At 70.0% G+C, this 12,689-nt stretch carries 10 protein-coding genes; 3 read left to right on the forward strand and 7 right to left on the reverse strand.

What is annotated here, in order from left to right; translation table 11 throughout:
* Window positions 1-5: 5 nt before the first annotated feature.
* The 7 genes from CCO03_RS02155 to CCO03_RS02185 all read right to left on the reverse strand — a co-directional run bounded on the left by CCO03_RS02155 (window position 6) and on the right by CCO03_RS02185 (window position 8,186).
* Window positions 6-809: an ABC transporter permease gene (locus CCO03_RS02155; RefSeq protein ID WP_087276654.1), complete on the reverse strand. Its 804-nt coding sequence runs from the start codon at window positions 807-809 to the stop codon at window positions 6-8.
* Window positions 810-876: 67 nt separating this feature from the next.
* The gene (locus CCO03_RS02160; protein ID WP_087276657.1) at window positions 877-2,337 is read right to left on the reverse strand and encodes a mannose-1-phosphate guanylyltransferase/mannose-6-phosphate isomerase; all 1,461 of its coding nucleotides are present in this window, start codon (window positions 2,335-2,337) and stop codon (window positions 877-879) included.
* Window positions 2,334-2,747 (reverse strand): DUF2304 domain-containing protein, encoded by a 414-nt coding sequence (locus CCO03_RS02165; protein ID WP_335583027.1) that lies wholly within the window; start codon window positions 2,745-2,747, stop codon window positions 2,334-2,336. Before CCO03_RS02165 ends, CCO03_RS02160 begins: the two co-directional genes overlap by 4 nt.
* 461 nt (window positions 2,748-3,208) lie before the next feature.
* Complete coding sequence (locus CCO03_RS02170) at window positions 3,209-4,108, reverse strand: WxcM-like domain-containing protein (protein ID WP_236903995.1); 900 nt, start codon at window positions 4,106-4,108, stop codon at window positions 3,209-3,211.
* 43 nt (window positions 4,109-4,151) lie between these two features.
* Window positions 4,152-5,261: a DegT/DnrJ/EryC1/StrS family aminotransferase gene (locus tag CCO03_RS02175; protein WP_087276664.1), complete on the reverse strand. Its 1,110-nt coding sequence runs from the start codon at window positions 5,259-5,261 to the stop codon at window positions 4,152-4,154.
* A gap of 328 nt (window positions 5,262-5,589) precedes the next feature.
* A complete protein-coding gene (locus CCO03_RS02180; protein ID WP_087276667.1) occupies window positions 5,590-6,405 on the reverse strand; it encodes a BUD32 family EKC/KEOPS complex subunit in 816 nt (271 codons plus the stop codon).
* Between the two features lie 110 nt (window positions 6,406-6,515).
* A complete protein-coding gene (locus CCO03_RS02185) occupies window positions 6,516-8,186 on the reverse strand; it encodes an FMN-binding glutamate synthase family protein (RefSeq protein ID WP_087276670.1) in 1,671 nt (556 codons plus the stop codon).
* Window positions 8,187-8,459: 273 nt separating this feature from the next.
* Between CCO03_RS02185 and CCO03_RS02190 the strand changes: the two genes are divergently transcribed.
* The 3 genes from CCO03_RS02190 (at window position 8,460) to CCO03_RS02205 (ending at window position 12,256) form a co-directional block, all read left to right on the forward strand.
* Complete coding sequence (locus tag CCO03_RS02190) at window positions 8,460-9,362, forward strand: aspartyl/asparaginyl beta-hydroxylase domain-containing protein (RefSeq protein WP_205690390.1); 903 nt, start codon at window positions 8,460-8,462, stop codon at window positions 9,360-9,362.
* A gap of 510 nt (window positions 9,363-9,872) precedes the next feature.
* Entirely contained in the window at window positions 9,873-11,339 is a 1,467-nt protein-coding gene (locus CCO03_RS02195; RefSeq protein WP_087276676.1) for an MFS transporter, read from the forward strand.
* 377 nt (window positions 11,340-11,716) lie between these two features.
* Window positions 11,717-12,256, forward strand: coding sequence for a prolyl hydroxylase family protein (locus CCO03_RS02205; protein WP_236903997.1), 540 nt, complete (start codon window positions 11,717-11,719; stop codon window positions 12,254-12,256).
* Window positions 12,257-12,689 lie beyond the last annotated feature (433 nt).

Genomic DNA, 12,689 nt, shown 5'->3' on the forward strand with positions numbered 1-12,689 from the left:
CGCCCTCACAGCTCGTCCACCAGCTCGCCCACCCGGGCCAGGAAGAAGCTGCCGCCCAGCACCAGCACGACCAGCGTCAGCGCGGCCAGCGGCAGCAGCGGCCCCACGGCCGGCCAGCTCTGGTCGAGGAAGATCTGCTGGTACGCCGACACCAGGGGCTGCATGGGGTTGAAGGCCAGCAGGCTGCGCACGCGCTCGGGCAGGGCCTGCATCGTGTAGACGATGGGCGTGAGCCAGAACCAGAACTGCAGCGCCACGGTGGTCAGCTGACCCACATCGCGAAAGAACACGTTCAGCGTGCCCAGGAACACGCCCAGGCCCAGCGTGAACAGCAGCTGCAAGGCGAGCAGCGGCAGCACGGCAAGCAAGGGCCAGCCCGGCCAATGTCCGATGAGGGCCAGGAAGGCGAGGAACAGCCCGAGGACGATGCCGAAGTTGATCAGGGCCGACAGCGTGGCGATGGCGGGCAGGCACACGCGCGGAAAGCTGGCCTTCTTGATCAGGTTGCCATGCTGGATGAAGACCCCGTTGAGGCGGCTCAGCATGTCGGCGAACAGGTTCCAGCTCGTCACCCCGGCACACAGGTAAATGCTGAAGGCGAAAGGCGTCTGCTCGTGGCCCGGCAGGGTGTGGCGCATGAGCTGGCCGAACACCACCGTGTAGATCACGATCAGGGTCAGCGGGTTGGCCACCGACCAGCAGGCGCCCAGCAGCGACTCGCGGTACTTGCCGTGGAACTCGCGCAGGACACTGCTCCAGACAAAGCCGCGGTATGCCCACAGGGCGCGGATCATGGAAACACCAGGCATGAAAACAGAATGATGTATCCATCAATGCTCGTTTAAAAATAAACGGGCATTGATGGATACTGGTTGCTCAGAGGACTTGCGCGGACGTGCGGCCGTAGGTGTCTTCGAAGCGCACGATGTCGTCTTCGTGCAGGTAGCTGCCCGACTGCACCTCGATGATCTCCAGCGGCAGCTTGCCCGGGTTCGCCAGCCGGTGGACCTGGCCGACGGGGATGAAGGTGGACTCGTTCTCGCCCAGCAGGAAGGTCTCTTCGCCCCGGGTGACCTCGGCCGTGCCCCGCACGACCACCCAGTGTTCGGCACGGTGGTGGTGCATCTGCAGGCTCAGCGTGGCGCCGGGCTTGACCACGATGCGCTTGACCAGGAAGCGCTCGCCTTGGTCGAGGCAGTCGTACCAGCCCCAGGGGCGGTGGACCTTGCGCGGTGCCTCGGTCAGCGCGAGGTCGGAAGCCTTCAGCTCCTCCACCAGCTGCTTGACCTGCTGCGAAGCGTCCTTGTGGCTGACCAGCACGGCGTCGTCGGTTTCGACCACCACCACATCCTGCAGGCCCACGGCGGCGACGAGGCGGCCGCTGGAGTACAGCAGGCAGTTGCGGGAGCCGACCTGGCGGGTGATGCCCACCAGGGCGTTGCCGGCCTCGTCGGTGTCGTAGAGCTCGCCCACCGCGCTCCAGGCGCCCAGGTCGGACCAGCCCGCGTCCAGCGGCACCACGCGCGGCGGGATGCCCCAGGCCGGGTTGTTGCCCAGGTGCTCCATCACGGCGTAGTCGATGGAATCGGCGGGGCAGGCCTCGAACGTGTCGGTGTCGGGGCGGATGAAATCGGTGTCGGCCTGGCCCTGCGCCAGGGCGTCGCTGCAGGCCTGCAGCATGTCGGGGCGGCAGTGCCTCAGGGCGCGCAGCCAGGCCTCGGCACGCACCATGAACATGCCGCTGTTCCAGACGTGGCGGCCGCCGTCCAGGTAGGCCTGGGCGGTCGTGGCGTCCGGTTTTTCGGCAAAGCTGACCAGCTCATGGCTGCCGCTGGCTGTCGCGGTGCCCATCTCGATGTAGCCATAGCCGGTTTCAGGCCGGTCGGCGCGGATGCCGAAGGTCACCATCGCGCCCTGGCAGGCGTCTGCCCAGGCGATGGCGATGGCCGCGTGCAGGGCCGGCAGGTGCTGGATGACGTGGTCCGCGGGCATGACCAGCAGCACGTCGCCGGGTTCGGCCTGCAGGGCCGCCAGCGTGAGCGCCGGCGCCGTGTTGCGGCCGACCGGCTCGAGCACCACGCGCGGCGGCTGCGTGCACACCTCCTGCAACTGCTGCGCCACGATGAAGCGGTGCGCCACATTGGCCACGGCGATGGGTCGTGGGTGGATGGGCAGGTCGGCGTCCAGACCGTTCAGCCGCAAGGCGGTTTCCTGCAGCATGGTGTGCGCAGCCTGACCCAGGCGATGGAACTGCTTGGGGAAGGTTTCGCGCGACAAGGGCCACAGGCGAGAGCCCGTGCCGCCACAGAGGATGACCGGCTGAATGGGGTGTTTCATGGGGTTTCAGGCGGGGTCGTCGACGCCGCTCGGGCGTCTTCAAGGTGTTGCAAACGTTGCTCTTGCAGGGCAAGGCTCTGGTTCAGGCGGCGTAGATTGCGGCGCATGCGGGTGTTCACCAAATCGCTGTGCAGGGCCTTCACCAGCAGCACGAGCACGGCCAGCAGCAGCAGGAAGGCCGGCGGGTAGAACACCCCGGTCCACGTCGCCAGCCGATCGATGAGGCGGGGCCACAGCCCCAGCACCATCGCCGCCACGGCCACGGCGATCCAGAACAGGCCATGGCCCAGGTAGAGCTGATCGCGCCGGATCCACCGCAGGATCAACACCGCGAGGCCGAGGCCGAGGAGCGCGGTGGTGATGTGGAGGGCAGACATGTCGGCAAGGATGCGGAGGCAGGAAAAGGCCACACTGTAGGAAGGAATTGCGCGTCAGGTGTTACCAGCCATGACGCGCCAGCTCACGCGCGCCGGGCCATTGTGCGGGCGATGGGGGCGGCTGCGCCGGCGGGGCGGTCAGGTCGCGGCGATGTCCTGCATGGCCGTGGGCCACGGGATGCGGGCGCGGTGCGGCGGAGGTCTTGGCCTGCGGGATCTGGCCTGTTCATGTCCCGGTCCGCGGGTGTTCGCCACGATGCAGCGGGATCGGCCAGGCCGTGGCCACGGTGTGGCCGGCGTGTGCTGCGCCGTGGACTCGGTGAGTAGGTAGTATGGGGCGATGTCCGATGCCAATGAATCGGCTGCGGCGCAATACTGCTGTTGGATGGCGAGCCATGCTGCATGAAAGCGTTGCCGCAGTGCCGGGCGACTGCAGATCCTCGTGGGCAGGCGCCCAGCGCATGGCGTTCCAGGCCCGGTTCGCGTGCCGCGAATCAGCGGCTTTGCTTGGCGTCGATGAACGCGGCGTATTCGCGGATGTAGTCGCCCGCGTCGTAAGGGTGCGACGCGAACACCAGCAGGCAGGCCTGGGCCGAGTACTTGTACTGGATGCCCCAGGTCATGGGCGGCAGGTACAGGCCCAGGTCGGGCGAGTCGAGCAGGATCTCGCGCCGCGTCTGGCCGTCGTCCACCACCACGGCGCAGCTGCCGCTCACGCAGAGGAGGAACTGGTGGCACTCGCGGTGGGCGTGCTCGCCACGCGTTTCTTCGCTGGGCACGTTGAAGACCAGGAAGTAACGCTGCGGCGCAAACGGGATGTCGGCCGGGAATTCGCCGACCGACAGGTCGCCGCGCATGTCGCGCACGCATTTCATGCGGTGCAGCGTGACCGCGCCCACGCCGACGGGCACCACCGCGTCGTGCTGGGTGGCCGCCTGCGGCGCTGCGGCACGCTGGCCCTGGCTGTCCACATAGCCCACGATGCGCGCCGGTGAGCCGGCCACCACCGCATAGGGCGGCACCGACTGGGTGACCACCGCGCCGGCGCACACGCGGGCGCCGCGGCCCACGGTCAGGCCCGCGAGCAGCGTGGCGCCAGCGCCGAGCTGGGCCCCGTCCTCGACGCGCGTCGTGGCCGGTCCGGCGGCCGGGGCCTGGTCCTGGGTGGCTTCGGGGGCGAAGGTGACGTGGGGGCCCACCAGCACCTGCGCCCCCAGCACCACGCCGTGCGCCAGGTAGGCGCCGGCGCCCACGCTGCAGTGCGGGCCCAGCACGGCGCCGCGCTCCACGCAGGCGTGGGCGGCGATGCGCACGCCGACGCCGAGCTGCGCGCCCGGGTCCACCACGGCGGAGGGCGCGAGGGTGGCATGCACAGCGGGTTCGAGGGGGTTCACGGGGTCATGCCTTGTTACAGCAAAGGTGTAAATTTTGGCGCACTCAATGGGGCTGCGGCCAGGCATTGACGGCATCGATCACGGCCTGCACCTGGTCCGCCGTCATCTCGGGGTAGCACGGCAGCGTCAGCACCTGGGTGCACAGGCGCTCGGTGTGGGGCAGTTGCAAGGCGGCGAAGCGCGTGCCGAACACCGGTTGCCGGTGGTCGGGCACGGGGTAGTGCACGTCGCTGGCGATGCCCTGCTGGCGCAGGTGCTCGCGCAGGCTGTCGCGCGCCTCGGCGTGCTGGCAGCGCACGACGTACAGGTGGGCCACATCGTCCTCGCCGTGCCCGCCCGGCGCCGTCACGGCGGGGTGGGTGATGCCGGCGCCGTAGCGGCGGGCCACGTCGCGCCGGCGTGCGTTGTCGGCGTCCAGCCCGGGCAGCAGGGCCGAGAGCACGGCGGCCTGCAGCTCGTCAAGGCGGCTGTTGCGCGCCCCGGCCAGGCTCACGGTGTACTTGCTCGTCCAGCCGTACTGGCGCAGCCGCGTGACGGCCTCGGCCACGTCGGCATGGGGCGTGACCACGGCGCCGCCGTCGCCCAGCGCGCCCAGGTTCTTGGTGGGGTAGAAGCTGAAGCTCGCCGCGTCGCCAAAGCTGCCGACGCAGCGGCCATGCAGGCGCGCGCCATGGGCCTGGGCGCAGTCTTCGAGCAGGCGCACGCCCTGCGCCGCGCACAGGCGGGCGATGGCCTCGATGTCGGGGGCCGCCCGGCCGTACAGGTGGGTGATGACCACGGCGCGCGCGCCCTCGGCCACGGCGCGCTCCACCTCGGCCAGGGGCACGGTGTGGCTGGCCGGGTCCACGTCGAGGAACAGCGGTTGCGCGCCCAGGGGCGCCATGGCCGTGGCTGCATACAGGCTGGCGTTCGCCGCCGTGGCGACCGTGTCACCGGCCTGCACGCCCAGCGCGCGCAAGGCCAGCTCGATGGCGTCCGTGCCGTTGGCCACGCCCACGGCATGCGCCACGCCCACGTAGCCGGCAAAGGCGGCCTCGAAAGCGCGCACCTCCGGCCCCAGGATCAGCCAGCCGCTGGCGATCACGCGTTGCACGGCGGTGGCAATGGCGGCGTGTTTGGCCCGCACGTGGGCCTGGAGGTCATTGATCTGCATGGTGGGGCGGTGCGCGGGCCCGCGAAACAGCCTCGGGGACTCCGCTGGGCGGGATTCTAGCGAGCGGTCCCGCGCGGCCAGCGTGCGGCACGGATGCGTGGCATGGATGGCTGGCAGGGCACCGCAGGGCGGGGTCTTCCCCGGGATTGCGGTGTGATCGTGCAGGCATGGCCCGCGGGCAGACGGAACGTAGAACAAGGCGATCCGAAACGGGCCGAAGCCGCCCGCCATGCGGGAACATAGCGGACAGCGCAGCTTGCACCGGCGTGCACCCTGCGCGCGCCACATGCATGGCTGCGGACTGCGGCCAGCCGCGCCTGGGCCCCCGTCAGCGCAGGGCCTGCAGCAGTTGCGCCAGGGCGCTCAGCCGCTGCACGTCGCGGCCCCAGCGTCGGCCTTGCGGCAGGCCTTGCAACCAGTGCGTGCGCTGTGCGATGTCGGCCATGGCCTGGCGCGTGCCGGGGTCTGCCTGCTGCAGTTGGTCGGCCATCATCTGGCCGGCGGGGGCCAGGGCCTGGGCTTCGCGCAGCAGCTGGGCGGTGGCGTGCAGGTAGCTCAGCCAGTCGCGGGCCTGGCACTGGGGCAGGGGCAGCACGTCCTGCGGCCGGTCTTCGAAGTCCAGGCAGCCGATGCCGCCGTCGGGCCGGCGCACCATGTTGCGGGCGAAGGCCTGGCTCAGGCAGGTGCCCCGGGCGTGAAACCCGGCAATGGCCTGCAGGCCGTCCCGCCAGGCGGGCAGCAGCGCGTCGGCGCCCCGGGGCGCCAGCAGGGCCAGCTCATCGCCCAGGCTGCTGGCGGGCTCGCGGCCCTCGGTCAGGTCGGTCATCAGCAGGCCGGACGGGCTGTGCGCCAGCAGCTCGGGCACGGGCAGGCCCAGGGCGGTCAGCTCGCGCAGGCGACCGGCTTCGTGCGCAATGGCCTGCGTGCCGCCCCGGTTGGGCACGGGCGCCAGGGCGTCCAGGCCCAGGCTGCGGGTCAGCAAGCCCTGGATGCGGTAGCGCCAGATGCTGTGCGGCGCGTTGGCCTTTTTCAGCCAGACGAAGCGCCCATCGGGCAGGCGGTGACGCGCGACGTTGCTGGCCTGCAGCGGCAGCGTGTGGTTCAGGAACGCCAGGGCGTCCCCGGACTCGGGTGATGAGGACATGGGGTATGGGTTGCCTGTCGTTTTCAAGCCAACGGCAAGCAGTGGATACTGTCGAATGGGTGAGTGAGCGAGGCGTCACACCGCATGAATCGGGATGACGGGCCGCTGGTTCACCAGCGCCGTCTGCTCGGGGCCAGCGCGAAGGTGTCGGCGCTGGCGCGTTGCCAATAATTGTCCAGCACCGGCACGCCCGTGGAGCCGCCCTGCAGGATGCTGCCGGTGGGCACCTGCGGCACCAGACTGGAGAGCAGGCGCACGTCGTTTTCGCCCAGGCGGCGCACGATGTGGTCGGCTGTCATCTCGCTCGGGTGGTTCAGGCCGGCGGCTTGGATCAGGTCCTTGAACGCCTCCAGCGTGTGGCGGTGGAAGTTGTGCACGGCCTCGGCCTTGTCGGTGACGACCAGCGCCTTCTGCCGCAGCGGGTCCTGCGTGGCCACGCCGGTGGGGCAGGTGTCGTTGTGGCAGTTCTGCGACTGGATGCAGCCCAGCGCGAACATGAAGCCGCGTGCCGAATTGCACCAGTCGGCGCCCAGCGCCATGGCCTGGGCGATGTCGAAGGCGCTGATGATCTTGCCCGAGCAGCCCAGTTTGACGCGGTGGCGCAGGTTCACGCCCACCAGCGTGTTGTGCACCAGCAGCAGGCCTTCCTGCAGTGGCGTGCCCACGTGGTCGCAGAACTCGAGCGGCGCCGCGCCCGTGCCGCCTTCGCCGCCGTCGACGACGATGAAGTCGGGCGTGATGTCGGTCTCCAGCATGGCCTTGACCAGCCCGAACCATTCCCAGGGGTGGCCCACGCACAGCTTGAAGCCCACGGGCTTGCCGCCCGAGAGCTGGCGCAGGCGGGCGATGAAGGCCATCATCTCGCGCGGCGTGCGGAAGGCCGAGTGCGAAGACGGCGACACGCATTCCACGCCCACGGGCACACCGCGCGCGGCGGCGATCTCGGGCGACACCTTGGCGGCCGGCAGCACGCCGCCGTGGCCCGGCTTGGCGCCCTGGCTCAGCTTGAGCTCGATCATCTTGACCTGTGCGCTGTTGGCGTTCTCGACGAAGCGCGCCTCGCTGAAGGTGCCGTCGTCGTTGCGGCAGCCGAAATAGCCCGAGCCGATTTCCCAGATCAGGTCGCCGCCGTGCACGCGGTGGTGGGCCGAGATCGAGCCCTCGCCCGTGTCGTGCGCGAAGCCGCCGCGCTTGGCCCCGGCGTTGAGCGCCAGGATGGCGTTGGCCGACAGCGCGCCAAAGCTCATGGCCGACACGTTGAACACGCTGACGGCGTAGGGCTGGGTGCAGTCGTCAGCGCGGGCCGTGCGGCCCGGCACCGCCGCGCCCACGAGCACGCGGAAGTCGTGCGAGGGCAGCTGCGTGGGCATCAGCGAGTGGTTGATCCACTCGTAGCCTTCGGCGCCCACGTCCTGCGTGGTGCCGAACGGGCGGTTGCCCATGCCGCTGCTGGCGCGCGCGGCGACCAGCTGGCGCTGCGCATGCGAGAAGGGCACGGCGTCGTTCTCGCCCTCGATGAAGTACTGGCGGATCTGCGGCCGGATCGCCTCGAGCAGGAAGCGCAGGTGGCCCACGATGGGGTAGTTGCGCAGCACCGGCTTGTCCGCCATGCGCAGGTCGTACACGCCCAGCACCGTGAGCGCGGCGCACACCACGAACACCCAGAAGCCGGCACCGGCCGTGAGCAGCGTGATCAGCGACAGCGCCGTGCCGGCCACGGCCAGGCCGAACACGGTGTAGCGGATGGGGTAGAGGTGGTTGAGGCGGTCGATGGCGTGCATGGCGGTCCGGTCGTGGGATCAGTCGTGGGGCAATCGGGCACGGCGGGGCAGGGCCAGGGGGCCACCGGCCCGCCGCCTGCCCCCGGCGCGCCAAAGGCGCACCCCCAGCAGGGCGAGTGCGAATTCATCATACTGAGCGCCGCTGTGGGCGCCCGCCGCGGGGTGAATGGGCCGGCGCTACCATGGCGAACGTTCCAACGGCGCGGGCGCCGCGGGGCGCGAATCCGTCGCGCGCCTGCGGCCGCGCCGCGTCTGAGGTGGTTCATGGTGAAGATGATCGTGTTGGCCGTGGTGGCCGTGTTTCTGGCCTGCGGCATGGTCATGCACCTGCGCGGCAAGGTGCGCCACAAGCTGCTGCGCCAGCTGTTCGACCACTCCACCTTCATGGCGCCCATCAACGTGTTCATGTTGGCGTTCTCGAAGGTGCCGCGCACGCCTTACCTGCCGACCAGCACCTTTCCCGAGCTGGCGCCGCTGCAGGCCAACTGGCGCGAAATTCGCGAAGAAGCCATCCACCTGCAAAAGAACATGCAGATCAAGGCCGCCGCCAACAACGACGACGCCGGCTTCAACTCCTTCTTCAAGAGCGGCTGGAAGCGCTTCTACCTGAAGTGGTATGGCGATGCCCACCCGTCGGCCATGGAGCTCTGCCCCAAGACCACGGCGCTGGTGAAGTCCATCCCCAGCGTCAAGGCCGCCATGTTTGCCGAGCTGCCGCCCGGCGCCAAGCTCAACCTGCACCGCGACCCCTACGCCGGCTCGCTGCGCTACCACCTGGCCGTGCTGGCGCCCAACGACGACCGCTGCCTGATCGAGGTCGATGGCCAGCCCTACAGCTGGCGCGAGGGTGAGGGCGTGATCTTCGACGAGACCTACATGCACTGGGCCGAAAACCGCAGCGAGGGCAACCGCATCGTGCTGTTCTGCGACGTGGAGCGGCCCATGAAGGGCCGCCTGTCGCAGGCCGTGAACCACTGGCTGGGCGAGCACCTGGTGGCCGCCGCCAGCTCGCCCAACAACGCCGGCGACCCCACGGGCATCATCAGCAAGCTGTTCAAGGTGTCGTTCTACGCCGGCCAGTACCGCCGCCGGTTCAAGGCCTGGAACCCCACGGTCTACAAGCTGACCAAGTTTGGCCTGCTCGCGGCCGTGGTGGTGGCGTTCGTGGTCTGGTGACCGGGTCTGTTTCATGAATTGGGTAGTATGGGTGCGCCTCCGTTGATTGAGTGACGGCAATGGCTGCATACTGTATGTGATGTGGTTCGCATAACGCCAGGCTGGGATGAGGGCCAGCCAACCCGGCGTCGCGCACCGCGCGGCACGAACAGCTTTCACCGCAGGACCTGTCCGCCGGAACGGCTGCCCTGGCCTGGTCACCCGGTCACCCGGTCACCTGGCCCGCCTTGACGCCACGCCGGGGCCTTGGGATGCCCCGCCGATAACGCAGCCCACCCGCATCGCTGGCTGCGGGCCCCATCACAGCAGACAGCGCCCGTCCCCATGACCAGGCGGGGCGCCGGAGCCAAAGCCCCCGGCGGCGGCCCGAGTTCCTGGTTAACACGGGCGTCGAGCCCCCCGAGGCATGCTGACGCCTTGGTGCCCGCGCGGCGTCGGCGCCAGGGGCCACAATCGGCCGCATGCTCACCCCCACCCTTGCCAGGACCTGGCGCATGACGGAGGCCCGCCATGGCTGATGCGCCCCTGCCGGCCTCCGTGAACCCGGCCGCCAGCCGGGCCCCAGACCCCGTGGCCGGCGCCGAGCCCGCGAGCGCCGCCGAACAGAGCCGGCGCCGCACCCTGGCCATGCTGGTGGTCCTGCTGGGCCTGGGCGTGGTGGTGGTCGACTCCACGCTGCTCAACCTGGCGCTGCCCAGCATCGCCCGGCAGATGAACGCCACGGCCGCGCACTCCATCTGGGCCGTCAACGCCTACCAGCTGGCCACCCTGGTCTGCCTGCTGCCGTTTGCCAACCTGGGCGACCGCCTGGGCTACCGCCAGGTCTACCTGGGCGGCACCGTGGTGTTCGTCGCGGGTGCCGTGCTGGCGGCCTTTTCACAGAACCTGGCCATGCTGGTCTTCGCACGCGCGCTGCAGGGCGTGGGCGGCGGCGCCATGATGAGCGTGAACACCGCGTTGATCCGGCTCATCTACCCGCCCGACCGCATCGGTCGCGGCATCGCGCTCAACTCCATGGTGGTGGCCATGTCCTCGGTCGCGGGGCCGACGATCGCCGCCCTGGTGCTGGGCGTGGCCTCGTGGCGCTGGCTGTTCTTCATCAGCATCCCGCTGGCGGTCACCGTGCTGGTGCTGGGCCGCCGGGTGCTGCCGCTCAACCCGCACCGCCGGCCGGCCGAGGCCATGCACAAGCGCGACGTGGTCTTCAACGTGCTGATGTTCGTGCTGCTGTTCGTCGGCGCCGACCTGCTCGCCATGCGCGGCACCAGCGGCGAGGCCGACTGGCGCACCCTGGGCCTGGCCATGATGGCCGCCGCCGTGGTCGTGGGCGTGTTCTACATGCGGCGCCAGGCGCGCCTGAGCACGCCGCTGTTCCCGGTCGACCTGATGCGCATGCCCATCTTCGCGCTCTCCATGGGCGCCTCGGTCAGCGCCTTCGCGGCCATGTCGCTGGCCACGGTGTCCATGCCCTTTCTGTTGCAGGACGGGTTCGGCAAGACGCCGTTCCAGGCCGGCATCCTGCTCACGGCCTGGCCGGCGGCCATCGTCGTCATGGCGCCACTGGCGGGCCGGCTCATCGGCCGCGTGCACAGCGGCCTGCTGGGCGGCATCGGCATGACGCTGATGGCGCTGGGCATGCTGGCGCTGGCGCTGCTGCCGGCGCACCCGGGCGACTGGGACATCGCCTGGCGCCTGGCCCTGGCCGGCGCGGGCTTTGGCCTGTTCCAGTCGCCGAACAACCACACCATCGTCACCTCGCCGCCGCCGCACCGCGCCGGCGCGGCCAGCGGCATGCTGGGCACCGCACGCCTGACCGGCATGACGCTGGGGGCGGTGGTCGTGGCGCAGATCTTTGCCACCTGGCCACCCGCGCAAGGCGTAGGGCCGCACATCGCGCTGTGGGTGGGGCTGTGCGCCAGCATCGTCGCCGGCCTGTGCAGCGTGGCCCGCGTGCGCACGGCGGTTCAAACGGCATGATGGGCAGTATGGTGCAATTGTCGTTGATTTGAAATCGGCAGTGGCTTCATACTGCTGATGATCTGCGGCGAAGATGCGCCTGACTGCCTTGGATGCAGCCCATGGTCGCCAGGCCGCCGGCGCAGCGGTCCGGGGCCTGTTCACCGGGTTCATGCCATGTGCCATGACGTGTGCCTTGTCCTGCGCCTTGGCGTGGGGGCACGAGATCGGCCACCCTGCCTTCGGGCTTTGGTTGCCTTCGGCCCCTGTCAACCCGGTGATGTGCCCGCCCCGCATCGTTGGCGCCCGCTGTGGTTGGCAGCTCATCGCGTTCCGCCGCACAAGCGCCTCTCCGGCCGTGGCACAGTGATCGCCTGTCCACTTTGCAGGGAGCGTCCATGGCCGGCTGGCAAGCCCTCACCGACCGCGTGTTTCAGGTGCCCGGCGCCCTGACGGCCACCGACTGCGCTGCCCTGATGGCGCTGGCGCAGGCCCACGGCTTCGAGGCGGCCCAGGTGCGGGCCGAGGCGGGCACCCGGGCCATGCCCCAGGTGCGCAACAACCAGCGGGCCCAGCTGCCCGCGCCCGACTGGGTGGCCCGCCTGTGGCAGCTGCTGCAGACCTGGCCCTTGCCCACGCTGCAGGGGCAGCACCCCGTGGGCCTACCGCGCGACCTGCGCTTTTACGCCTATGCCCCGGGGCAGCGCTTCAAGATGCACAAGGACGGCCCCTGGCGCGAGGATGGCCGGGTCAGCCAGCTCACCCTGCTCGTGTACCTGAACGACGATTTCGAGGGCGGCGCCACCGACTTCCGCGACTTTGCGGTGGTGCCGCGCACGGGGGATGCGCTGCTCTTCGTGCACGACACCTGGCACGAAGGCCAGGCCGTGACGCGTGGCCACAAGTACGTGCTGCGTTCGGATGTGATGTACGGCTGAGGGCTGGGGGGCTTAGGGCTGGCCGGTCCGGTCTCAGGGGTGTCGGGTCCATGCCCACCCTCCGGCAAACGCTTCGGCGGCCAGGGCTGGCTCGGTGGTGGCGATGGGCACCGCTTGCACACCCTCAGCGGCCAGGCAAGCGGCTCGCGTAACGGGCAGGCACGGCTGACCTCGGAGCGTTCAGGTGTTGGCCGTGTTGGTGATGAGTATGTGCTCATGATCGATGATGAGTAATCGATAATGAGTGGGTACTGCGTCTAGGCGGCCTTGAAATATCGCCTGGCAAAGGGCCAGCCCGGGGTGACACCCGGCCTGCGCACGTCGGCCGGGCGGGGTGCACGTGCCCGATCTGGGCGCAGCGCGGCGCAACCCCCGCGCCCGCCGAGAGCACCACCCGCGCCGTCCAGGCGGTGTGGGTTCCGCGCGACGCCGC

Source organism: Comamonas serinivorans (assembly GCF_002158865.1).
GTDB lineage: Bacteria > Pseudomonadota > Gammaproteobacteria > Burkholderiales > Burkholderiaceae_C > Comamonas_E > Comamonas_E serinivorans.

Bases quoted from the DNA above. Each gene is read 5' to 3' on its own strand.
- CCO03_RS02155 (WP_087276654.1), bottom strand. From the start codon at position 809: ATGCCTGGTGTTTCCATGATCCGCGCCCTGTGGGCATACCGCGGCTTT.
- CCO03_RS02160 (WP_087276657.1), bottom strand. From the start codon at position 2,337: ATGAAACACCCCATTCAGCCGGTCATCCTCTGTGGCGGCACGGGCTCT.
- CCO03_RS02175 (WP_087276664.1), bottom strand. From the start codon at position 5,261: ATGCAGATCAATGACCTCCAGGCCCACGTGCGGGCCAAACACGCCGCC.
- CCO03_RS02180 (WP_087276667.1), bottom strand. From the start codon at position 6,405: ATGTCCTCATCACCCGAGTCCGGGGACGCCCTGGCGTTCCTGAACCAC.
- CCO03_RS02185 (WP_087276670.1), bottom strand. From the start codon at position 8,186: ATGCACGCCATCGACCGCCTCAACCACCTCTACCCCATCCGCTACACC.
- CCO03_RS02190 (WP_205690390.1), top strand. From the start codon at position 8,460: ATGATCGTGTTGGCCGTGGTGGCCGTGTTTCTGGCCTGCGGCATGGTC.
- CCO03_RS02195 (WP_087276676.1), top strand. From the start codon at position 9,873: ATGGCTGATGCGCCCCTGCCGGCCTCCGTGAACCCGGCCGCCAGCCGG.
- CCO03_RS02205 (WP_236903997.1), top strand. From the start codon at position 11,717: ATGGCCGGCTGGCAAGCCCTCACCGACCGCGTGTTTCAGGTGCCCGGC.